This window comes from uncultured Psychroserpens sp., assembly GCF_947494225.1.
Classification (GTDB): domain Bacteria; phylum Bacteroidota; class Bacteroidia; order Flavobacteriales; family Flavobacteriaceae; genus Psychroserpens.
Genome location: NZ_CANLUG010000003.1, coordinates 497,617 through 520,034, shown reverse-complemented (window position 1 = coordinate 520,034; position 22,418 = coordinate 497,617). Strand labels below are relative to the sequence as shown.

21 protein-coding genes are annotated in these 22,418 nt (G+C 33.5%); 1 reads left to right on the top strand and 20 read right to left on the bottom strand.

Annotation, left to right across the window (positions count from 1 at the left end; genetic code table 11):
• Positions 1–3 precede the first annotated feature (3 nt).
• The 20 genes from Q0893_RS10245 to Q0893_RS10150 all read right to left on the bottom strand — a co-directional run bounded on the left by Q0893_RS10245 (position 4) and on the right by Q0893_RS10150 (position 20,364).
• Positions 4–474: a VOC family protein gene (locus tag Q0893_RS10245; RefSeq protein WP_299275125.1), complete on the bottom strand. Its 471-nt coding sequence runs from the start codon at positions 472–474 to the stop codon at positions 4–6.
• 23 nt (positions 475–497) lie between these two features.
• On the bottom strand, positions 498–911 hold the full coding sequence (locus Q0893_RS10240; RefSeq protein ID WP_298902189.1) for an immunity 22 family protein: 414 nt from the start codon (positions 909–911) through the stop codon (positions 498–500).
• A 143-nt stretch (positions 912–1,054) separates the two neighbouring features.
• Positions 1,055–2,434, bottom strand: coding sequence for an endonuclease (locus Q0893_RS10235; RefSeq protein WP_299275120.1), 1,380 nt, complete (start codon positions 2,432–2,434; stop codon positions 1,055–1,057).
• A 159-nt stretch (positions 2,435–2,593) separates the two neighbouring features.
• The gene (locus Q0893_RS10230) at positions 2,594–3,247 is read right to left on the bottom strand and encodes a hypothetical protein (protein WP_299275117.1); all 654 of its coding nucleotides are present in this window, start codon (positions 3,245–3,247) and stop codon (positions 2,594–2,596) included.
• Positions 3,248–3,413: 166 nt separating this feature from the next.
• Positions 3,414–4,010, bottom strand: a complete 597-nt coding sequence (locus Q0893_RS10225; protein ID WP_299275114.1) for a hypothetical protein — start codon at positions 4,008–4,010, stop codon at positions 3,414–3,416.
• Positions 4,011–4,164: 154 nt separating this feature from the next.
• Entirely contained in the window at positions 4,165–5,616 is a 1,452-nt protein-coding gene (locus tag Q0893_RS10220; RefSeq protein ID WP_299275111.1) for a thioredoxin-like domain-containing protein, read from the bottom strand.
• 71 nt (positions 5,617–5,687) lie between these two features.
• Entirely contained in the window at positions 5,688–6,806 is a 1,119-nt protein-coding gene (locus Q0893_RS10215; RefSeq protein WP_299275108.1) for a serine hydrolase, read from the bottom strand.
• A gap of 239 nt (positions 6,807–7,045) precedes the next feature.
• Positions 7,046–7,387, bottom strand: a complete 342-nt coding sequence (locus Q0893_RS10210) for a hypothetical protein (RefSeq protein WP_299275105.1) — start codon at positions 7,385–7,387, stop codon at positions 7,046–7,048.
• Between the two features lie 130 nt (positions 7,388–7,517).
• Positions 7,518–8,636, bottom strand: a complete 1,119-nt coding sequence (locus tag Q0893_RS10205; protein ID WP_299275102.1) for an aminotransferase class I/II-fold pyridoxal phosphate-dependent enzyme — start codon at positions 8,634–8,636, stop codon at positions 7,518–7,520.
• Between the two features lie 4 nt (positions 8,637–8,640).
• On the bottom strand, positions 8,641–9,603 hold the full coding sequence (locus Q0893_RS10200) for a hypothetical protein (protein ID WP_299275099.1): 963 nt from the start codon (positions 9,601–9,603) through the stop codon (positions 8,641–8,643).
• Between the two features lie 184 nt (positions 9,604–9,787).
• Positions 9,788–10,246 carry a tellurite resistance TerB family protein gene (locus Q0893_RS10195; RefSeq protein WP_298902179.1) on the bottom strand — a complete coding sequence of 153 codons (459 nt, stop codon included), beginning with the start codon at positions 10,244–10,246 and terminating at the stop codon, positions 9,788–9,790.
• A gap of 243 nt (positions 10,247–10,489) precedes the next feature.
• The gene (locus Q0893_RS10190) at positions 10,490–11,014 is read right to left on the bottom strand and encodes a hypothetical protein (protein ID WP_299275096.1); all 525 of its coding nucleotides are present in this window, start codon (positions 11,012–11,014) and stop codon (positions 10,490–10,492) included.
• A 133-nt stretch (positions 11,015–11,147) separates the two neighbouring features.
• A complete protein-coding gene (locus Q0893_RS10185) occupies positions 11,148–12,116 on the bottom strand; it encodes a hypothetical protein (protein ID WP_299275093.1) in 969 nt (322 codons plus the stop codon).
• A 204-nt stretch (positions 12,117–12,320) separates the two neighbouring features.
• The gene (locus Q0893_RS10180) at positions 12,321–13,658 is read right to left on the bottom strand and encodes a S41 family peptidase (protein WP_299275090.1); all 1,338 of its coding nucleotides are present in this window, start codon (positions 13,656–13,658) and stop codon (positions 12,321–12,323) included.
• A gap of 4 nt (positions 13,659–13,662) precedes the next feature.
• Entirely contained in the window at positions 13,663–14,103 is a 441-nt protein-coding gene (locus Q0893_RS10175) for a MarR family transcriptional regulator (protein ID WP_298902171.1), read from the bottom strand.
• 81 nt (positions 14,104–14,184) lie between these two features.
• Entirely contained in the window at positions 14,185–15,216 is a 1,032-nt protein-coding gene (locus Q0893_RS10170) for a serine hydrolase (RefSeq protein WP_299275087.1), read from the bottom strand.
• A gap of 229 nt (positions 15,217–15,445) precedes the next feature.
• Complete coding sequence (locus tag Q0893_RS10165) at positions 15,446–15,979, bottom strand: DUF5946 family protein (RefSeq protein ID WP_299275084.1); 534 nt, start codon at positions 15,977–15,979, stop codon at positions 15,446–15,448.
• 191 nt (positions 15,980–16,170) lie between these two features.
• A complete protein-coding gene (locus tag Q0893_RS10160; protein ID WP_298902165.1) occupies positions 16,171–16,968 on the bottom strand; it encodes an alpha/beta hydrolase-fold protein in 798 nt (265 codons plus the stop codon).
• Between the two features lie 210 nt (positions 16,969–17,178).
• Positions 17,179–18,375, bottom strand: a complete 1,197-nt coding sequence (locus tag Q0893_RS10155) for an alkaline phosphatase (protein WP_299275080.1) — start codon at positions 18,373–18,375, stop codon at positions 17,179–17,181.
• Positions 18,376–18,546: 171 nt separating this feature from the next.
• Positions 18,547–20,364, bottom strand: a complete 1,818-nt coding sequence (locus Q0893_RS10150) for a hypothetical protein (protein WP_299275077.1) — start codon at positions 20,362–20,364, stop codon at positions 18,547–18,549.
• A gap of 363 nt (positions 20,365–20,727) precedes the next feature.
• On the opposite strand from Q0893_RS10150, the gene Q0893_RS10145 reads away from it, so the two are divergent.
• Positions 20,728–22,389, top strand: a complete 1,662-nt coding sequence (locus Q0893_RS10145) for a hypothetical protein (protein WP_299275074.1) — start codon at positions 20,728–20,730, stop codon at positions 22,387–22,389.
• The last annotated feature ends 29 nt before the right edge of the window (positions 22,390–22,418 follow it).

Genomic DNA, 22,418 nt, shown 5'->3' with positions numbered 1-22,418 from the left:
GCTTTAAAACTCTTGGTCCTCTTTTATTTTGAGCCATTCTTTATATGTAACTACGCGTTTTTCTTTGTCAGATTTGGTTTTTCCAGGTAATATCCCAATAAACTCAAGGTCGTGTCCATCTGGATCATTAAAATATATAGATATTGCAGGCATCCAACAAAATACCATTGGTTGTTCTTTTTCATTATCCAAAAAATTCCAACATTTTAAATTTCGGGATTTAAGGAAATCAACAGATTCATTTAAAACCCACTCAGGCTCGCATTCGAAGGCGAAATGCCGAATGTCAATTTCCTCTTTTGGCTTTTCCCATAAGCCAAGCATAAACTGTTTGTCTTTTCCAATCCAAAAAAAGGCTGTTCTACGTTCTGTACCAAAACGACAAAGTTTTAATCCGAGCGTTTTCGAATAAAATTCAACCGAGCGTTCAAGATTCTCAACAAATAAATGTGTTTCATAAAGTCCTTTTATCATCTCAATTTCTGTTTTGGTTGGTCTTATTTTGGTTCATATTCTTTCTTAAAAACGAATTCAATTTGCTTACTATTTATGTGCATTCCGTTGTATTCAAATAGCATTTCATTGGTTATATGTTCTCCATATTCTCCAAATAAAAATGAAATAGAATTCCGATTTGATAAATCGTGTTTTTCTAATTCCATAATAAGTTCATCAAAAAAGTATTCGGTATCGGGTAAGTCATCTCTGTATTGCACTAATTCATTTAATTCGAGCGTGTTAAACCACCAGCTTTCCATGAAATCCTCGTCGTAATAGCCCAACCCAGAATCTTTCGCAAATTTAGATTCGGGTTCGTCGTCATTTTCATAGTTAAAACTCAGATAGTCTTTGTAGAGTTTATCTTCGGATTCAAAAGTTCCAATCCAAACACAAATGATTTTTTTATTCATCTATTCTTAAATAGTTGCAATGTTTTGGTTCAAGGTTTATTTCGAAAACAATAGTATAATGTTCCGATTGCAGAAACAAGATAGCAAATTCCGAAACAATGAATAAAATTTATCGTTGACTAAGAGATGAGATGTTCTAATTTTTAGTCTGTAACATTATCGAGGTATTCCTTCCCGAAATCGGTTCGCAATTCGATCCACATTGGTAAATGGTCAGACATTTTATAAGTACGCCAATCATTAAAAGAGGTCTTGTCTTTTAGCCCATTATTATTTTCGGCTCTATAAGTTGCTTCATCCTCTTTCTTAAATACATGCTCAAAAAAGTCAAATACATTAGCACCCATAACGTCTAATTTGGCGTATTCTGTGTTTCTTTTTGGATTCCAGAAGGCTATTTGGTCATAGGCTCTGTCCTTTTTTACGTTGCTACCAGGAATTGATTTTAAGGCCTCGGGAATTACAAAACCGTTTGACTCTAAAGCCTCCATAGTAGGATGTCCTTTACCAACAATATTGAAATCACCTAAAACACCCATAAACGCTTCTTTATCTTGTTTAAATTCTGTTTTGGCCTTGTTAGCAAGAGCTTTGGTAAGCATTTCTATTTCACTTCTACGCTGTTCTAATTTTCTTTTGCCGTCATCTCCATAATAAATGTGTACTGTACAGAGGTTTAATTTAAGCCATCCTGCTTGAAAGGATATTAGAAATGGTGTTCTAGCAAATTGCCTAAGCGAGTCATCAAAAATATTGTTCATAAAGCGCAGTCTATAATCATCTCCTGAAATAGTATTTGGTATGGTTACGTTGGCTTTTCCTCTTCCTGGGCTGGTGACTACTGTGTTTTTGACTAGTGTTAAATGTGTGCCTTCAGGAAGTTCTAATAGTGTTTTGTTTGGCAAAGGGATTTCTAAATCTGCATCGAGTTTCTTTTGTCCGCCTGACGTTTTCAATCTTGCTCCATAGGTCCCCGAAAGATCGCTACCCGTTGGTAGTTTTAATTTTAACCCTTGTTCTAGTTTTATACGTTCTCCAAAGTGAGCCTTAATTTTGACGCCTTCTTTCAATGTAAGTTCGCCAGCTATATTCTTGAAAAACACTTTTTTGCGGTTGTACAAAAAGACCATCCGTTCTTTGTTTCCTGCGCTACCATCGGTGACATCTGTGGCAATGAATGACCAACTCGGACCGAGAATTCTCAAAAGGTTATCAAAATCATCATAGTCGTCGGTATCAATTCTAATTTCCTGTAAGGCCACTAAATCGAAATGAGATATTATTTCAGCAATGTAATAGACACATTCATAATCGCGCCCGTTATATTTAGAACCACCATACTCCCTTAAATTCCAAGTCGCTATTCTAACAGATTCTGATGGATTATCTCCAACGGAAGACTCCTTAAAATGATCTATGAGCGCTTTTTTGAGATTTTTAATACGTTGAGCAGTGCGCTTTTTCTTAGCTTTTTGTTGACTAGAGTTTGAAGCACTAATTTTGAGTGCAGGATAGAACGGCATAATTACAATGATTTAAGTTGTTTATATTATGCTATTAATTATTCTAATAGGGATATGTATAAAGTTACGATATATTTTAGACACAATTATCTGATTATTAGGATTTTTGTTGTAATGTATTTGCTGGTTTGTTTACGTTTTTACTTTCAAAGCTAATATTTATGTGACTAAGACAAATGTATTTAGTTGCGCATTGTATTTGCAAACTCTTCGACTAGAATTTTTATCAAATTCGATTACAGTGGGAATGGCAGATATTTCCTTTATATCTATAATTTCATTAGTTTTTAATGATTCCACATTTGTCCAAATTGTTAAGTTAGTAGATGGTATCATGAGCATTACGCTTTTAAATACTGCTGTGTTAGCAGATATAATATTGTTTTTTATGGTTGACCCATTAACAATTGCACTTTGATACAAACCCATAGTCATACTAGGCTCATGCGAATAGTTATTTTTAAACGCATATCCAGAGTAAGATGCTGCTTCACTTTCAGTTGGATTGGTTATCGTTATCTCTCCGTTATTTGTAAGTGTATAGAGCTGGTTAGGAAGTGAAGGGGTTTTAGTTTTGGTGAGGACGTCTACAACATCATATCTTGTGGTTTCTTTTGCGGCATAAACGCCAAGAACTTCGTCAAATTCGATTAAATTTGCTTCAAATGGTGTGATGAGTTGCCATACAACCGTTGAAGTTTTTCTTCCAGTATTTTCTACCACTAAGGTAGGTTTCGCAACTACAATCGTAGCATACTTTGACTTAAATATCTCTAAGTCTTTAAGTTCGAAAATGATGTCTAATTGAAACATACAACCTTATAATTTTAATGAAGTAAGATTTTATTGTATTTGTATCAATAGAATCCTCAATTTTTGAGAAATCCTAAAGGTTAGTATTGATTTTTCTAAATTACACTCAATATATTGGTGTGCGTATAGTTGTGTAGGTCTTGTCTAGGATGACCTTGTGCAGTTATTACTCAGTTGTCCATTTACCATTGGAATAAAGTCTAGTTGCCGAATTGGTCCCTGTAAGATCTATTTCAGTTGGTGTTCCAATGATCTGAGAAATCATTGTTGAAGTTTCTATGAGTTGTTGAAACCAAACAAGTATGTTTTCTATTGGAATCATGCTTGCATTTCCTTGAATAGATGTCTTCTTCTCTACGTAAATTGGATCGGATGAGACCCTTCCATCGATACCTGTCGCTGTTTGATTAAGTCCAGGGTGAATATTACCGTAATCATTTTCCATGGTTATGCCAATACTGGGACCTCCAGATATGGGATTTTCTAACACTCCACTTGCATTTAGTGTTGACGTTTGTCCTAAACCAATCTTTACAATGTTAGTTTGTGCTTGAACTCTAATGTCATGTTGGAACGTATTGATTCCAAATAGTTCATATTGAGGTGTCCAACTAAATGTATTTTGAGAAAGATAATTATCAAAGGCATGCCATACTACATTGTATGAATTATCTCCTACTTTCTTAGCAAAACATAGCTTGTAGCCATTTCCTTTTAGACTAGCAAGCTCTTCTGAAGAAATTTTAATCTGAACTGTTTTCATTTTGACTTGAATTAAATAATGTTCTTACTCTGTTGAATTGGCTTTTCAGAATCTGCCGTTGTTTATTAATTAACTTCAATAAATGAAATTGTCTTGTATCATTTTAGCGCAGAATTACTCGATTGTATTTCAGGTATTAATACGGGATATTGTCTTATAAGCTGGTCTTTATTAATTTTATAAGTTCTGTTTCGCTTGGCCTTGGTGCATCGTCATTGATTATTTTTCCGTCTTTTCCAAAAAGCAAGTACCTTGGAATGGTCTTAATTTTATAGGTCTTGTATAGACTCGATTTTTCCCAATTTGAAATGATATAATTATCTTTTTCTTTTGAAAGATTTTCTAATTCGGATGCTCTTACCCAAGCCGCATAATCTTTGTCAATGGAAATCTCAATGATTTTAAGTTTATCTTCATCAAACTTTGATTTTAAATCCTCTAAATGAGGCATTTCTTTTCGGCAGGGCGAACACCAACTAGCCCAGAAATCAACAAGAACTACCTTGCCTTTATAATTTAAAAGAACCTCTTCAAAAGTTAATTCATTTTCATTCACAAGATTGGTTAAAACACCAATATTTCTATCTGTTTTGTTGAGCTTATCGGTGTTTAGTTCTTGTTTATGTAGTACATCCTTCCATTTGTTTTTTAGTTCTTCATTTGTGTTTATAGTATTGAACGTTTTTAGATACTTTTTAAATTTTGATTTCTCAATGAAAAAAATACTCTTGAGGTAAGCATCCAACATAACGTTCTTAGTGTCGTTCCTTAAAAAGGTTTCATTGTTGGCAATGAAGTCGAATAGAACAGAATTTAAAACTCTTTTGTTTTTATTGAAATATTTATAGAGAATTAACGCTCTTAAAAACCCGATGTAATTTATGTTAGTAAATAAGGCTTCATTGTTGAGTTCAACACCTAAGTCATCAATATCGATTTCTGTTTTATGATACCTCGCTTCTCTTAGTTTTGAGGTGGCAAATTTCAATTTTTGAATGATTTTATTTGTTGAGTGAAACGCATTCGAAATACTATTACTTGCCTTTAAGCTATCTAATAGTTTGATTGCATTTTGATAAATTTTATCGTAATCATAACTATTGTTTCGAAAGTTTTGCCCATCATCTACTACTATTGCACTCTTCTCAATGTTGTAAGTGTATAATAAATAATCAAAATTGATTTCGCTCCATGTTTTATCACTATTTGATATACTGAAAACAGGGTACTTTGCTTTTGTGGACTTGTTAATGGATATATCTAGCACATCAATGAGCAGGCTATCTCCTTTTTGAAGTTTTAGTTCATAAAAAAGTGAAATAAATGGATCACCACCTATTATCCTGATTGCATTTTGAGTTGGAATAACAACCGATGTTTTCTGCTCTTTTTTTCCTAGATACAACATATCAGGTTTGTCTTGCAGGTCATCAACAAAAAGATTTATAAAAAATGAGCTTATCGTATCATTTACACTAATAACAACTTCATTTCTTTTTTCAATGGTTTCATTTTTAGCAATTGAAATCTCTGTAATGCTGTTTTTCTGTTCTTCTTGACAAGCTAAAAGGGACAGCAGTAAAAATAATAGTAGTATATTTTTCATCAGTTTGTATGTAATTCGTTTGTTTTTAGTTTTTTGGGTTTGTTGGTAATAAGTACGAACATTAAAGCAATTTATTCTATAAGGCTTAATTTCCGAAGTAGAGCATTCGACCTCAAATCTAAATTTGTATTTCCGAAATTGTAGTTTCTCATTAATATTATGCCATAATTGCTATTTTTTTCATATTCGAAATGGGCAGAATATCCAGCATTCGATCCTCCATGCCCAACTGTATGTATACCTTGGTCTGAATATAAATCAAAGCCAAAACTATAGTTAGATCTTAATCTTGTTGTAGGGGTTTGTGTTGTTTGTAGTACTTCAATACTTTGTTCATTTAAAAGTTTTGAATAGCCCATGCACGCTAGCATAAACTTGACCATATCACTAGGAGTGGAGTAGATTCCACCATTAGGGATTCTGTATCCAACTTCAGTTTGTTCGCGTTTAGGTCTTTCGTAATTTAGTTCGGCAGTTGGTCCGCCAGCCATGCCTTTTGCTAAGTTGTTCTTTTGATTTTCAGGAATATTAAAATATGTATTGTTCATTTCTAAAGGTTTGAAAATCTTGTCTCGGACCAATTCGATATAAGGCTTGTTGGCGGCTTTTGAAAGTGTCAAACCTAAAATAGCAAATCCAATGTTTGAATATCCAAATCTTTCTCCAGGTTTTGAGCGAAAGGAAGTTTCTGGTAATGCTTTAATAAGGTTGTTTTCCCAATCATTAATAGTTCCAAAACGCACGTTTTCATCCCGACTTCTAGATTCTCTATCTATTCCGGAAGTATGCGTTGCCAATTGTTTTATAGTAATAGGCTCGTATTTATCATAGTCAACTAAAGATTTAATTTCTGGTAAATAGTTTTCAACAGGGTCATTTATATCGATGACACCATCTTGCCGGAGCTGAAGCATTAAAAACCCAGCGAATGACTTCGAAATTGAACCTATCCTAAAAAGTGTATTCAAATTTGAGGGTCCATAAGATTCCAATGCCAAAATTGAATCATTATGAATGATTGCAAGTGAAATGCTTCCCTCAATATTATCGTCTTTCAGGTCGTTTTCTACCAATGCTGTAAACTGTGATATGATTTCGGCTTTAGTTGGCTTTAGCTCCTCATTTTTAGTGATAGGTGCATTGCAAGTAAATAGTGTTAGTGTGGCTGCGAATAATAACGTTCTTTTCATTATTTAATTGGTATAAGAGTGATCTTAGGTACTGAAATGAAAAGTTGCCGAAAGGTCATCAATTTCATTACTCTACAAATGTAGAATAAAATATACATTCTACAAATGTAGAGGATGGTTTTTTGTAAACTGACTTTAATGTACGCGTTTATGGTCTGATATGACTGGCCGTTTTGTGTATTATGATATTAGGAGGTAAGTAGTTAATCAGGTACTTCGCTAGCACCCATATTTATGTTTTATTTAATCCATTCAATGTCATGCCCAACATCACCTTCTTCAATTTCTCCAACTTTAAATTTCAAAATTTGAGTAGCCACCTTTTTTACATCAGACTTCCATTTCAACCATTCATTTAATTCCATTCTAGCAACAAAATGGAGTCCGCTTGGTTCAACCGAAGCAAAAATTGACTTTTCGTTGTCGTTGTAACTAAACCAATAAGGGATTCCGTTTTCTCCTTTTCCATCTTTTCCGAATCCAATCCAGCCTTCCATTTTTTCATAAACTAAAGGAACTTTGTCCCAAATCTCTTTGGGTAAATCATATCTGATGTTTAAGTTACATTCTTGAAGTTCCATTTGTTTAAATTACCTGATCTATGTTGTCCATAGGTTTGGACAACTAATTTAGCAAATACAAACCACATAGAAAGCCTTCGAGCGTTTTCATAAGTAGGCGAGTGGTACCAATGAATTAGATGTAACACTGTTAAACATTAAATCGTTCGTTTAGTGCATTACTAAGGATCTCATAACCTTTGATGAGTTCTTTCTTTTCAGCGCCTATACCTATTCTAAAATGCTTATCCATACCATACACATCTCCAGCTAAAATAAAGACTCCTTTTTCCAAACGTAACCAATCTGATAATTCGGTAGAATTAATGGGATATTTATATTTTATAAAAACCATACCACCTGCTTTAGGCGGGACAAACTCTAATGAATCACCATGTTTTTCAGTCCATTCTTGAGTTATTTTAAGATTTTCGTTAAGCATGGAAATATTTCTTCTTAGAACCTCTTTTCTTTTTTCTGGTTGCAATACGATTTCACCAATTTTATGGCTTAATATGCCTGCAGTTATTGATGTGTAATCGTGGTATGCCCATGTGTTTGCTATTAATTTTTCTGGTCCAACAAGCCAACCTAAACGTAAACCTGGAAGTGCATAAGCCTTGGAAAGTCCGCCATTCACCATAACTTTATCATACATGCCATAAAAGCTCGGTTTTTCGACGTTGTCTAGATCGGCTCCTTTATAAACTTCATCACAATAAATCCATGCGTCATACTTTTTTGCAATGTTAACGATGGCTTTCATTTCTTCTAAGCTTAGTACATAGCCAGTTGGATTGTTAGGGTTGCATAAAGCGATCATATTAGTTTTAGAATTCATTTTAGATTCTAATTCCTCTAAATCGGGTTTCCAGTTATGTTCTTCTTTTAAATGAAATTTTTTAGGTGTGCATCCCATTTCTTCAACAATACCCCATATTTGCATGTAGTTTGGCACCATCATTACGACTTCGTCTCCTGGTTTTAAAATGGTATGACAGGCAATAAAATTAGCTTCGGCAGAACCATTGGTTACTAAAATATTATCCTCATTACAATTTGGGTATAGCTTAGAAATGATTTGTCTTAGCGGAATAGAACCATTGGTTTGTCCATACCCTAAAACTGTAGAAGTGATCATTTTTATTTGGTCTGGAGTTAATAGTTCTTCAAGCGTATATGGATGAAATCCACTTTCGGTTAAATTAATTGGAACCGTATTTTCATATAAAGATTGAATGCGTTCAAGGTCAAAAGTTCTAATATTCATGATGTTAAATTTTGTTGTTGTTAATTATGGCTGTGGCAATCATAATGTCTTGCACTGCAACACCAGTTAAATCGGCTACTGTTATTTGGTCGTTATTTTGTCTACCTAATTCTGGGTTTTTTATAAGATGTCCTAATTCAATAAGTTTATCTTTTGGTAAGCAATTGTCTTGTCTTGCTTTAAAAATTTCGCCTCTAGTTTTAGATTGTGCAATGCTATCTGAAACGATAATGTCTGCTTTTTTTATGATAGCAGATTCCAGTTCTATTTTTTCTGGAGTGTCAGCACCTATTGCCGTTATATGTGTGCCTTTTTTTATCTGTGACGCCAGTAATAATGGTTGCGTTGTTGGTGTTGTGGTAATAATAATGTTGCAGCTGTCTGCCAATTCTTGTATGGAAGACGCTATTGTAATGTTATAACCTGAATCTTTAAAATAATTTTTGAATGCATTTACATTTTCTGTTGTTCTACCCCAAACAACTATCTCTTTGCAAGCACTTACTGTATTAAGGTATTTTAATTGAAGTTTAGCCTGTATGCCTGTGCCAATAACTCCGATTTTAGTATGGTGTTTAGGTGCTAAGTGTTTTAAGGTTATCATGCTTGCGATAGCCGTACGAATGTCTGTAAGATGTCCTTCGTCTAACAAAATTGCCTCAAGAACTCCTGTGTGTTGGCTAAAGACTAACATGACACCTTGACTAGATTTTAATCCAAGTCTTGGATTCTCATAAAAACCAGATGCTATTTTTATGACAAAATAGGGCTGATTGAGGATATAACCATATTTAATATGAGACTCGCCTTTAGGATTTTCAAATAGTAGTTCACCTACTGGTGGGACAATAGCTTTATTAGAGGACAGTGCGATAAATCCTTCCTCTATTAAAGGAATTAAATCTAAGGTCTCTAATGTACTTGTTATTTGAGATAAGGATAAAACTAATGGTACTTTTGTAGTCATTCTAATAAAATATTAATTTTATTAGAGTAGCACTATAGTTGTGCAAGAATGAAACTTATTTTCCAAAATCTTCTCTAATGATAAAAATAAGCTCAACACTAAATACAGTGTCTAAAATTCTCCTAGGGCAAATATAATAATATTTTCTGAACGGTTTCTTTTAAAATTAAGATAGGTTATTGTTCTAATCAACAATGACGACATTGCCACGATTCCTAATCAACATCACCTGTATTATTTTCCCAACCAATTCTGGATTAATTTTCATGCGGTCGGCTATAAGTTCTATTACTTTTTCTTCATCTTTTTTAATAATGCCATCGGCTAAGACGATTTCAATAGCCATAGAAAATAATGTGTCTTTATCGCTTTCGTTTATAAATTCAGAGCACGCTTCAACTAAACCAATACCACCAATTTTTAGTTTTGCTTCTACAACAGAGTTATAAAGTGGTGAAATATCTACACCCGAGAATTTTTGCTTATGAACTATCATTCTAGACAGTGCATCGATTTCCACATCGCTTACAACATTATCCGAGGACATACAAGCATATAGAATTCCAATCCAAGCCTCTAAATCTGAATGCGGTTTGTAAATAACGTCTTGTGTCTTTTTTATGAATTGATCAAATAGCCCCATTTTTGTGTATTTATATTTTTGTTAAAAATATGATTTTTATGACTTAAAGTTGCATTATTTACTTGTCGCAAAAATCATTAGCATTATATATTGTAAATATTTCATTTCTCAGAGTGACGCTAATGGTCTCGTATGACCATGAGTTATGAGATTAAAGTTAATGTTTTTCGGATTAACACTAGGATTAGCAATTTCGTATAGAGCTAGACGAAGTTAAAGCCGTCATAATTGGGCTAGACGCTATTATCTGCTAGAATTTTTCCATTCAGATAGTATACGTTTTCGTTTCTTTCGTTTTTTTCCTCTTACACGTTTCAATCTGTCTTTACTAAATAACCATGAAATGTACCTTTCCTTAAATTCGTTGTTATTTAGATAGTTATTTATACCTAAATAATATTCAATTTTATTTGGATTATTTGAGCAATAAGTCAACAAGCAATTCTGAATTTGGGTAACAGTATAGTATGGCATTACTTCAATTCTATCGGCCAAAATAATAGCGATTTCCCCTTTTGTTATATTGCGATTATGACATTCTGATTTAACTTGAGTTCGTGTAGAATCGGTAAAAAAACCTGAAAGTGTAAGCAAAGATTTTTCTCCAAAATTAATTATTCTTTTGGCTTGCACTGTTTTTATTATGTCTTTTGAGGTCTCTGTTTTGGTAATTGCGTTGAGTAATGAATCAATTTCAGATTTGGTTTGCGAAAAAGTCAAATTATGATTCAGAAGTAAAGTCAATAGTATTAATCCAAGTTGTTTCATTTTGTTTAGATTTATTTTCAAATCTATTCCTTGTTTAATTGTTTAGAAACTCTAAATGAGTGAATGGTAATTTTCAATTAGGCAGCGGTCTTCTCTGGAAGTTCTGTTCCTAAATTTTCTTTCCAGATAATTTTTACTTTTTCGTTTGCTTTTGAATCCAATCTATGAGGTCATCTTTATCTAATGTATACCAAGTTGATTGGACAAACTTCTTTTGTGGCGGATTCAAAACAATTAACTCAGTATTTTTGTTTCCAGCAAGTTCTAGTTCGGCTAAAAACCCAACAATATCGGTAGCATTGTTTTCATATAATGTTCTGAGGTATTTCGTTAATCTATATTTTATAGCAGGTTCTATATAAGCTCTTATAGCATAGGTTTTGTATAACTTGATATTTTGATTTTTTTCGTCAAAATAGCTATATGAAGAGAAATTGTGATACTGTTCTGGCGCAGTTTTGGGTGTGCCTTTTAAATGAGTTTCCAACATATAGTTTATAAACTTTGGTTCCCAGAGACTAATCTTGTTGATTTTTATATCGCGTTTATGTTGATACCATTTTCTTGTCCAATCTAGCGTGAAGTTACAAAGGACAATGCCTTCAATATTGACCTTAAATTCATGGTTGCCTTCCTTCATAAATTTAATATATCTCATAGCTCTATGACCTACTAAACTTGCCCCTAAAAAGAAAACATTTTTATTTGGCAACTTATGCTTGACAAAGACTTCACGAATGTGATGATGTGTAGACTGCATTGATGCCTTAGAAAAGTAAAAGTCGAATGGAATTTCGGTAGACACAGATAGCACAGCAAAACCTTTTTCAGAAGCCTGATCATAAATTAGCTTTGCGTTCATGTTTTTTTTGTCGTATCCTGAATCCTCTAGAAAAATGAGTGTGCCTATAATCGTCTTATGTTCTGGAAGCATCAGTGTATAACCGCTTTGGATTAATGGTACGAAATCTGCATCTCCTGGTCCAACTCTCAGACTATCCGTTTTTATTGGCTCGTAATGTTCAATCTGTTTCTGTGAAAAGGATTTTATACTGAAAAGAGCCAGAATGATTAAGAGGAATAGCTGAGAAGGTGTTTTCATTATCGTTTGTTTCAATGAGCAACTAAGATAACAAAAGGGAACGAATCTAAGGACACTCCCCAGATTTTAGCAATCAGTTTATTCGAGTAATGCCTCTGCTGCATAAAAAGAACAACCTGTTATGTCAGCATTTTCTAATATGTAAAGAGGAATCTAATATGGTCATTTTTAATTCCGAACTATTGATAAACCAATAAAGAGTATTTAGTCCTTCACTTTTGCATTTCTATCGGTGCCTCCATTATCATACAAGCCTTGCAGGGCAGTTATGGCGTTCCCTTCGTTCAAAAATCGTATTCTAAAGCTGTCCAGGCCATTTAACATAAATTCATTGTTACTATAAGGAATTAATTCATATTTCGTCCCTCGACCACGTTGATAGAATAATTTACCTTTCTCGAAAGTCACAACACGTGGCCCATAAATTCCAGCGAATTTTTCTAATGTCTTAGCATCTAAGGTCACTGGATTCGTTTTTAACCTTAGTTCGGCGAGTGGCCATTCGTAAAACGCCTTTAGGCCTTCGTCCTTGTTATTTTTACTAAGTAATTCTAGAGCTTCCATATAGGCTACATCTAATGCGTCAATAGCGGGTGTCTCAATATGTGGGCTCACGCCAGTACCTTCCCAATTGGTATTAGTAATGGGGTTAATTGCTCTTCCTGTTGGAACCCAAACCATAAATCTGTCTGTAGCGAGAACAGAACCACCAGGATGTGCTCCACCACCAGTAGTTTCGCCTACCAGAGTAGCACGCTCTAGATGCTTTAAATTATAGCTAAACTCTTCCGCTGCCGAAAAAGTTCCGCCACTAGTTAATACGTAAACGGGAGTATCTGGACTGCGCGTACCGCTCACATGTGGTAGGGTCCAGGTTTGAGAATTTCGATCTGATGGACGCCAATAGAAATTATTCAAATGAACTGGGTTACTTCCAAAGAGGTAACTCGTTATAAGCTGGATCATTGCAGGACTTCCTCCTCCGTTATTCCGAAGGTCGATAATAATCGCATCTGTATTACTCAAAAAGTTCATGGCAGATACTGCCGTTTCTCCAGCATATTCTACATCAGAAAAACTTCGAAGATCCAAATAACCAATATTGCCAGCCATAATTTTCACTTCCTTAAAGCCAAAGTTGTTGCGTTTCATATTGTTGATATAGCGATTCAAATAAGCAATACTATCTTCGGCAGTAACGGTCTGTTGTTGCTCGGCTATTCTCCCTGGAGCAAAAGTGACTCTTATATGTTTATCCTTACTGATTGCCCGAAGATCTGTAGTTAAAGTGTTGGCAAATTCCTGAGGATCTAGGATGGATTTATAATCGCCATCCTTAAGTTTCAATTCAATACTTGAGGCCATTTTCTTGGCAACCTCAGGGAAAACATAGTTTGCGTTTAGTTTACTAGATATAGAGTCAACAACAGTTTGATGCTCTTTGGGTGTTAATGGTTCAGCATTTTGCTGGGCATTTAGCGGAGAGGTGAGTAGTATTGAAAATGTGACTGTGATTGCAGCAAATTTGATTATAGCTTTCATAGTGTTATATTTTTATGCAATTGGTTCTGATTTTACTCAAAATGATTTCCAATTGATTAAGTTCGTTTTTTGATATTCCTTTTAATGATGATTTTCTGTTGTGGTGAATTATGGGAGGAAGCGTTTCCAATACGTCCTTTCCTTTGTTTGTGATTTCTATTTTGTAACGCCTTCTGTCTTCAGGATTCATTGAGCGTTTCAGGTATTTTTTCTGAACCATTGTATTGATCATTCGTGTCATTGATGCGTTGTCTTTAAATACCAGTTCGGCAATTTCGTTTTGAGTTAGGTCTGGATATTTATTTAGAAAGAGGAGTAACATGCCCTGGTCAATGGTCATGTCTTTTATTTTGTTGGAAATGTTCCTCTGTGCAAATTTTCGATATTCCTTAATGCTACTTTCTATGACATGAAATATTGTCTCTGACGGAAGGGGTAAGTCCATATATTATATATTTGATACAAATATAATTGATATATCAATTATATAAAGACGATTTAAGTTTTTTTTAAGTTTATAGTCTCTTTAGTTTTTAGTTTTAATTATTTTTCTAATTCTATTATTTATGATTTCGGATAAGTTCCAATTGTAAAGTTTAGAATCTGTTGTGCTGTAAAATGCTATAACAACGGCATCAATGTCTTTATAATATTTTGCAAAACTCTGGTATCCTGGTACCCAACCTGCATGTTCATACTCATAAATGGACGTGTATATGTCCTTTTCGTCTGGCTTAAATATGGACCCGTCATTTAATGCTCTTAGGAATGTCCCTACATTCTCTGCAGTGGCGAGCATGCCATGCTCATCTTCTTTTAAATCAAAAGGGTGCCCTACATGATAGCCGCTCATAACATGGTCTAAGTTTACATTATTTAAAGAGCTGTAGGTGTTGTTCAGGTTTAGTGGTATTAGAATTTCTTTTTCAATGAATTGAAAGTTATTGTAGCCGAGAGCGTCATCCATTATCTTATTAATTAAAAGGTAATTGGTGTTGCAGTACTCATAGTCTTCATTGGGCTCGAAATTGGCTGGTTTATCCAAAATTAGCTCAAGACTTTCTTCAAAGGTTTGGGATGGAGCCGCCCAAAAATTTGGAGCATCAGTAAAATTAGGAATGCCGCTTCTATGCTGTATCAGTAATCTCAAAGTGATGTTTTCGGTATTTTGAATCCTTCCAACCAAATCGGGAAGATAATCAGCAATTGATTTATCTAATGACAGTTTGCCAGAATTTACCAATTTGGTAACTGCCACAGCATCATATAGTTTACTAATACTTGCAATTTTAAATAGCGCATCTGGTTTGGCAGGTATTTTAGATTCTCGATTATGCCAACCAGAAGCAAAATATTGAGGAGCTTTGTTTGCTTGGTCAACATAAACGATTATTCCATCAAACCCATGATTAATGGCCTCATCTAACTGTTCTTGAATCGTATTTGGTAGAGGAAGAATCCATGCCTTTACTAGTAGCCATGGTACAAAAAACAATGAGGTTATTGTTCCAACAAATAGAACCATTCGAATTATTATTGTTTTTTTTCGTTTATTCATTACGATACGAACTTTTAATGTGTTTGTTAGTTTAAGATTAACATGTGCAAAGTAGCAATCATATCTTAACAATTGAAATTATTAATTTCTGAACTGTTGAAAATTCTTGATAGAATGTAGAATCATAATTTATTTCATCAAATAATCTATATCACTTTTGTGATATTTTATGGTTTTTGAGTACACAAAATAAGTAAATTACTATATACATTATTAGCAACTAGAGTTTTTAGTTTGTGTCTAAAAAATCCTTTGCAATAATATCAACGACTTTATGATGAGCATTCCACTTATTATAAACTTCAGTTGCCCATTTTCGTATTAAGTCTTTAGATATTAATTCATTAGTGGACTTTTCTTTTATATAAGAGCTTGTGATTTTCCCTCGTTTATTAGTTTCTGGTGGAGATAGACGTTCAGTCTGTTTATGACGTTTATACTTATTCAGATAATCACTTAATTTAGGTGATAGCTTGTAAGTCCATTTTATATTATACTTAAAAATTAAATGAAGTCTTGTAAGATGAAAATGATTACTCCATCTACCATGAATTTCAGGATGTTGTAACGTGTGAGCATCAACAATCAGAAACTTATATATATGGTTTTCAGCATTAGCAAAATCAATATCTTGAAATCCAAGATTAAAAATTTCTAGGCACTCATGAATTCCTCTTTGTGTATTTGCTCCACAAAATTGACACTTGCCATTGTCTAAAAGTACTATTCCATTTTTTTTAGCTAAATCGATGTAATCTTGCATTATTCTTTTCGCTTATTGTCAACGTGTTCGTGTATGGTTTACTTCACTTTACTAAGTCGTTATGCTCATACGTTGCGTTGGCTAAAACTAAGTTAACAAAAGAAAACGAACCATAGGGAAATCTCAAGGATTTTTGGAGTACGCACAGAATAAGAATATGAGGCTGTATATGTTGCTGTATACTGTTTTATTTACTGTACATTATAGTTTTTATAAAATTCAGCTAAACCTTGATAAAAGGTTATATATGGAGTGGTCATGTGAATTTGATTCTCGATATAATCATATTTCCATGAAAGTGATTTAGGAGCTTTGTTTTTTAAAATTTCAACAAACTTACCAAGAGCTTCAGTAGCTCTTTCTCCCTCTGCTTCTAGCTTAGTCATAGTTAGATATATAGACGTGTCTAAGGTTGTGTTTTGCTTAAACAAATTTTCATATTTATCTAGTAATTCGGAATTCAAAATCTGTATAACTGGACTCGCTACGATATAATTGTCAAACAATGAGGGCTGTGTGGCTAAATAGTTTAAAACAAATGCCCCAGCCATAGAGTGACCAAAAATAGTTTTTTGGTCATTAGTTCTATATTTGTTTTCAACAAAATCTATCACTTCGTTCTTTATAAATTGCATAAACTTACCTCTTTCGCGAGCTAAATCCCTACCTCTTGTTCCTCTATTATTAGGGATTCCAACGATAATACTCTCGGGAATTTTTTCGTTCTCTTCTAGGATAGTTACTGCAATAGTGGCATGATAGAAATGGTTATTTCCATCTAGAAGATAAATGACAGGGTATTCTTTTTCGGAACTATCATAATTGGAAGGTAAATGAATTAAAATATCGCGTTTTTCGTTTAAGACATCTGATTGAAAGCTATATTTATCACCAATTTGAAAATTAATAGATTCAACATTGAGATTTTGTTGTGCTTGAATTGAAAAAACAAGGAATAATGTTATTAATAGAGAGTAGAATTTTACCATTTTGATTCGTTTAGATTTTGCTCGAAAGTATCACCATTAGATTGAAAATTAATTAGAAATTCTTCAAATTATAACTACTTTAACACTAGTTCTTAATTCTATGTTAAGTGATAACTTAACTAGATATTTGGAATGATATTGATAGAAGATCGCTTTTATCTATTCGAATTATAAATTGGTTGTATGCGCTGTTAGCGGTTGTTTGCTTTCTTAATTTTCCACTTCATCTGTTAAAAAAGCATCTTGAGATATGAGTTTTTTAAGATAATATCCAATTTCCCAATTGCGATGTACATTGCTGAAATATCCCGATCCAGGACCTTTGGCAAATAGAGGTACAACAGCAGCTGTATGATCTTTTGTTGACCATTTTATTTGCAGATTCGGATAAGTGTCGAAATCAGCTACGGCCGCAATACCACCTGTTTCGTGATCTGCTGTAAAAAGAACTAAAGTTTCTCCATTTGTTTTTGAAAAATTTAAAACAAGGGCAAGTGTTTCTTGAATAGATTTCAAGCCATTTAAAACCCTTTTAGAATCATTTTCGTGCGAAGCTGCATCCATTTCTTCACTTTCTAGGAGCAGCACAAATGGCTTATCTTGAGATGACATATAAGTTAATGCCGTTTCAGTTAAGGTTAAGAGATTAGGAGAAGAGTTCATATCCTGAATTTCATCTTCCTTGAAAATTGCGGCTATAGGTTTTAAGAAACTATCGTTAGCAGGAACCTCTAACGACTTATCAAGAATTAGAAATCGCTTTCTTAAAATATCAAGACTTTCACTTTCTTCAGGCACGTCATCCTCACCCACATCTTCGAGTTCGCCAAAAATTAAATCTATTTCACTTGCTGCAATTTGTTTAAGGATACTTCTAGCATCATCCTCATTTCTAATATGTGCCGAAAATGCTGCAGGTGTGCCGTCCCATACATAGGAATCTGTTACTATACCTGTATTATATTGCCAATGTGATGCTAGTTCAAGTATGTTTTGTAAGGGCTTTTGGTCCTTATCGATACCAATATGACCAAAATTTGTTGATGTTCCTGTTGCCATAGCTGTTGCAGATGCTTCCGAATCTGTAAGTGGTCCATAGTAGGATCTTGCATCGTGCCATCCTTTAACGTCAAATTGGTGCCATACGGAAACCGTGTTTTCTAACTGCTGAGTTTGTAAGGCAAGAGATAAATGACTAAAACCCATACCATCTGCGATAAAGATTATAATGTTTTTTGGCTTGTTTTCTTTGTATTCAAAATTCACTTCTCTCTCAACGCGTTCAGGCGAAAACTCAATGTCAAATGAAGGTTTTGAAACTGAAATATTGAAGATGTACATTATACTAAAGAGAAGTCCAAGTAGTATTACTGTTGTTAGAAGGCTGATTTTTTTCCAGTTTTTCATAAATAATAACTTACGAGTTCGTGTATGATTTGTGCGGAATCGCCCGCTGGATTATTCGGCCTAAATTCAGCCGTTTTGATTTATACTTAATATTTTAGTATGGAACAAAACCACAATGTGTTATAGCTATTATTGGCGTGTCCTTTATTATATTATAAAAATATGACTTATTTAAAGAGTATTCAAGAATCCATTAAGATCTTGATCTTTTTCCAGTTGCAATTTTTTCTTTAATCTATATTTTGATTTCAGCACGCTATCTGGCAAAACATTAAGCATCGATGCAATTTCTTTTGTAGAAAGATTCATTCTAAGAAAAGAAGCTAAGCGCATTTCTTTTTCTGTAATATCTTCTGATATGGCTTTAATTTTATTGTCGAAGTTATTATGCACTTCGGAGAAATAAGATTTAAACACTTCCCAATCCTTGTCTTCAGCACTTTCCTTTTTAAGGAGCATTACCAAACGTCTAAACTCTACTTTAAAAAGTTCTGGTGATTTCTTGATCTTTTCTAAGTTTTCTTTAAGCTCTTGAATGAATGTATTTTTTTGAACTAGATGCAGTGTTTGAGAAGTCAGTTCTTTCTTCTTGAATTCAATTTCCTGTTTATAGATAGCTTCTTGCTTTTCACGCTCAATTTTATTTTTTTTAATACGTTGCTTAAACCCAAAATAAAGAAGTGCAGCAATGGCAATAAAAGAAAACATGCCAATACCATATAAGGTTTTTTGAAGATTACTTAATGACACATTTTTTTCTAATAACTCAATCTGATTTTCTCGCTTTTCAGCTTCATATAATTCTCTCATATTTGCAATTTCCTTCTCCTTGTCTTTAGTAAAAATAGAGTCCTTTTTTGTAATATATTCTTCATAAACCTCCACAGCTTCAGAGCTTTTATTATTTATGGCTAATGCTTCAGCATGTAACCTAACACATACTAAATAAGCATCAGAAATTCCTCTTGCCTTTTCTTCATTGTAAATAATAGTCGTTTCTTTTAAAGCCAAATCTTTATCATTCTTATCTATATATACTTGTGCGAGATAACGTCTACTCATATTTTCTAAAATCTTATTGCCTATTTCTTGAGATTTCTTAATTGTCTCTTTAAGGGTTGTAATGGCTTTATCGAAGTCGCCATCTAAATAGTAGGCATGCCCTAAATGCGATTTCCCAGTTAATATACCATTCTGATCGTCTATAGCTTCAAAGATTTGAATACCCTTTGGTAATTCTTCTAAAGCTAACTTATGGTCGCCATTATCGAGTGAAACCATACCTAGACTTATAATTGCAGCACCATACATTCCTTTATCATTTTCTTCTAAAAAACCATTAGCAGCTTCCCGGTAATTCGAAATGGCCAAATCATAATCACCATTTGAAGCATATGCATTTGCTAGTGTAAAAGATAATCCACTTTCCCTGTGAATGTCATTACTAGCTTCTACAAATACTCTAGTATCTAACAATAATTCAATGGATTTTTTAATATTACCAATTCGTCTATACGAACTGGCCAATCGAATTCTACTCATAGCTATTGTACTACTGTCATTTGCATATTCTGCCCAGTAAATGGCCTTTTCATAAGTTGGGATAAGACTATCAATTGTTCCATTTCTAGAATATGCGTAACCAAGCTCTCGTAACAATCTATTTGTTACTAATGGATGATTCTTACCATCAAGCTCTAAGCCGCGTTTTGCATAAGCAATATGATCTTCACTATTACCAACAAAATCTAGCACATTGCATATTTCAAAATACGTTTGCGCCAATATAGAATCATTATCTACTCTAATAGATTCTTTTAATGCATTTTCAAAAAAGGTATTACAATTTGATTTTTGTTCTTTGACACAATCTTTACCTTGATTAATAAATGTCATTTGTTTTTCTGGTAATTCATAAATTACATTTTGAGCATATAAGTTTAGTAACCCGAAAGTGATAAAAAAGAAAATAAAAAGAGGTCTTTGCATAATGGTAATTTCTAGATAACTAAGTTAAACATTATAACTAGTTATTTTACTTCAATTCCGTTGTCTATCTATGTCAAAAAGAAGGTGATCCATGTCGTGTCCATAAAAAATCGAATGTTAAGGTTGTTAATATGTTGATTATCAATAACTTGTATAAGTTAAATAATGTCTCGTCTATACATGTTTCATAACATGTGTCCATACTTTGTCCATGCCGAAAATTAGATTTTAGATGCTTTCATATCTAGTTTTGGAGTATAGAACAATCGATATAATCATTTTTGTGGTGTCTTATTTTGGATAAGGCTGCAGACTTACCAAACTAAGATTACTACAAATTCAATAACCACAAAAACAAATATTATGAAAACAACATTTAACATTGGGTTTCGAAAATTAGTTTATTTAGCCTTTTTATTATTAATCATTGGATGTAGCAAAGATGAAGATGTTATCGAAGGACCAGGACCAGGAGATGGAGAACTACAAGAAACAGCAGGAATTTCTGTTAATGACCTCGAAAGTTATCTTGGGGATATTGGCCTTAAAATTAATACAAGACCGATTGCAAAAAAAGGATATACGCCTGCAACGGTTACACTTGAAACAGATGCAGTTCACGGTAATTATGATCAAGAATTAACTGTTGATCCGTTCACACACGTAGCTCAACTCTCAATTGCCATCGAAGATTTATCGGAAGATGCAGAAAATGAACTTCGAAATGGAATTCCTTTAAGTATTATCGTTAGAGACAGTAATAATCAAGAGCTTATTTCTGAATCTTTTAGCATCGTTAATTTTTTAGAAAACGGTACTTCTATAATCCCTAATACTTCTGATTTGCAATTTTTAGCAGAAGAAATTAGCTTTAAAAATAATATGCCTCATTTTCTTCAAACTGTCGATGCAAACGGAAACTATGGCACTAATGCTGTAGAAAAACCATCGAGTGCTGGTAGTTCTGGTGTTGAACTAAAGGAAGATTTTTCTTCATATAGCTCAAGCTGGACAAACCATCAGTACTATTTTCATAAAATTAATGGTCAAGAAAATGTGTATGCTATAAGTAGTATGCATTCAAGTCGTTATTTAACAATTGGAAATAACTCAAGAGTACTAAGACAATCAAGCGCATTTTCATATCCTACAGTAGACCCAAATGCATTGGAGGCAGATTATATATTTAGAATACAAAAAGAATCGAATGGCCTTTATACTATTAGAGGTATGGCCAATAATATGCCCTTGAGACGATTTAACAATTCTGGTGATATTAGTTGGCATACTAACAATTCTGGAACCATTCAATATTTTAGAATTATAGCATTAAATCTTTTCTGGAACGCCCAACAAGTTGAAACTACAGATTATCTTTCTCCTTTGTTTCCAGAGGTAGATTCAAATTTTGGTTTTAATAGTACTTTGGTAAACTGTACTCAAGGAGGCTTGTCACAGGTTGTTGGGATTAACGAAGTTGAAACTGTGTCAAGTACAGTAGGTTGGGAAGAATCATTGTCTATTAGCTCTCGAGAAGATTTGGAAGTGTCTGTAACCGTAGGTGTAGAGGCAGAGGCAAAGTTTTTTGGTGGTTCTGCCACAGCTAGTGGAGAAACAACAACTTCTTATGGATTTTCGCAGGAAGTTACGGAATCTCAATCGCAGTTCGAAGAAGAGACTGTTGAAGAAACTGTTGAATTTACGTTTGAACGAACAGTAACGGTTCCGCCTTTAAGTGCTTCCTTGGTATATGATGCCTATCAATCGTATTCAAATGTGAGAATACCATTTGTAAAGCAACTAATCATTACTGCTAATCAAATTGATCCTGCTAATGCTAATAATGTGTTAGGACCACTTACTGGTGCTGATTTAGTTACGCAATTAAGGATGAACAACTTTAATGGATTAATTACTGAAGTTGGGTCTAATTTTGTAAGAGTAACGTTAAGGGGAACAAGTATTTTAGATAATATTATTGAAACTCAAAGTGTATTTACACCTGCTGATTTTAACTGTAACTAATATTGCTAATAATAAGAGTAATTGTATTT

What these genes read in the sequence shown, in the direction of transcription:
- Q0893_RS10190 (WP_299275096.1), bottom strand. Translation starts at nt 11,014, where the DNA reads ATGAAACAACTTGGATTAATACTATTGACTTTACTTCTGAATCATAAT.
- Q0893_RS10240 (WP_298902189.1), bottom strand. Translation starts at nt 911, where the DNA reads ATGAATAAAAAAATCATTTGTGTTTGGATTGGAACTTTTGAATCCGAA.
- Q0893_RS10175 (WP_298902171.1), bottom strand. Translation starts at nt 14,103, where the DNA reads ATGGACTTACCCCTTCCGTCAGAGACAATATTTCATGTCATAGAAAGT.
- Q0893_RS10215 (WP_299275108.1), bottom strand. Translation starts at nt 6,806, where the DNA reads ATGAAAAGAACGTTATTATTCGCAGCCACACTAACACTATTTACTTGC.
- Q0893_RS10235 (WP_299275120.1), bottom strand. Translation starts at nt 2,434, where the DNA reads ATGCCGTTCTATCCTGCACTCAAAATTAGTGCTTCAAACTCTAGTCAA.
- Q0893_RS10155 (WP_299275080.1), bottom strand. Translation starts at nt 18,375, where the DNA reads ATGAAAAACTGGAAAAAAATCAGCCTTCTAACAACAGTAATACTACTT.
- Q0893_RS10225 (WP_299275114.1), bottom strand. Translation starts at nt 4,010, where the DNA reads ATGAAAACAGTTCAGATTAAAATTTCTTCAGAAGAGCTTGCTAGTCTA.
- Q0893_RS10220 (WP_299275111.1), bottom strand. Translation starts at nt 5,616, where the DNA reads ATGAAAAATATACTACTATTATTTTTACTGCTGTCCCTTTTAGCTTGT.
- Q0893_RS10200 (WP_299275099.1), bottom strand. Translation starts at nt 9,603, where the DNA reads ATGACTACAAAAGTACCATTAGTTTTATCCTTATCTCAAATAACAAGT.
- Q0893_RS10210 (WP_299275105.1), bottom strand. Translation starts at nt 7,387, where the DNA reads ATGGAACTTCAAGAATGTAACTTAAACATCAGATATGATTTACCCAAA.
- Q0893_RS10150 (WP_299275077.1), bottom strand. Translation starts at nt 20,364, where the DNA reads ATGCAAAGACCTCTTTTTATTTTCTTTTTTATCACTTTCGGGTTACTA.
- Q0893_RS10205 (WP_299275102.1), bottom strand. Translation starts at nt 8,636, where the DNA reads ATGAATATTAGAACTTTTGACCTTGAACGCATTCAATCTTTATATGAA.
- Q0893_RS10180 (WP_299275090.1), bottom strand. Translation starts at nt 13,658, where the DNA reads ATGAAAGCTATAATCAAATTTGCTGCAATCACAGTCACATTTTCAATA.
- Q0893_RS10160 (WP_298902165.1), bottom strand. Translation starts at nt 16,968, where the DNA reads ATGGTAAAATTCTACTCTCTATTAATAACATTATTCCTTGTTTTTTCA.
- Q0893_RS10170 (WP_299275087.1), bottom strand. Translation starts at nt 15,216, where the DNA reads ATGAATAAACGAAAAAAAACAATAATAATTCGAATGGTTCTATTTGTT.
- Q0893_RS10185 (WP_299275093.1), bottom strand. Translation starts at nt 12,116, where the DNA reads ATGAAAACACCTTCTCAGCTATTCCTCTTAATCATTCTGGCTCTTTTC.
- Q0893_RS10245 (WP_299275125.1), bottom strand. Translation starts at nt 474, where the DNA reads ATGATAAAAGGACTTTATGAAACACATTTATTTGTTGAGAATCTTGAA.
- Q0893_RS10145 (WP_299275074.1), top strand. Translation starts at nt 20,728, where the DNA reads ATGAAAACAACATTTAACATTGGGTTTCGAAAATTAGTTTATTTAGCC.
- Q0893_RS10165 (WP_299275084.1), bottom strand. Translation starts at nt 15,979, where the DNA reads ATGCAAGATTACATCGATTTAGCTAAAAAAAATGGAATAGTACTTTTA.
- Q0893_RS10230 (WP_299275117.1), bottom strand. Translation starts at nt 3,247, where the DNA reads ATGTTTCAATTAGACATCATTTTCGAACTTAAAGACTTAGAGATATTT.
- Q0893_RS10195 (WP_298902179.1), bottom strand. Translation starts at nt 10,246, where the DNA reads ATGGGGCTATTTGATCAATTCATAAAAAAGACACAAGACGTTATTTAC.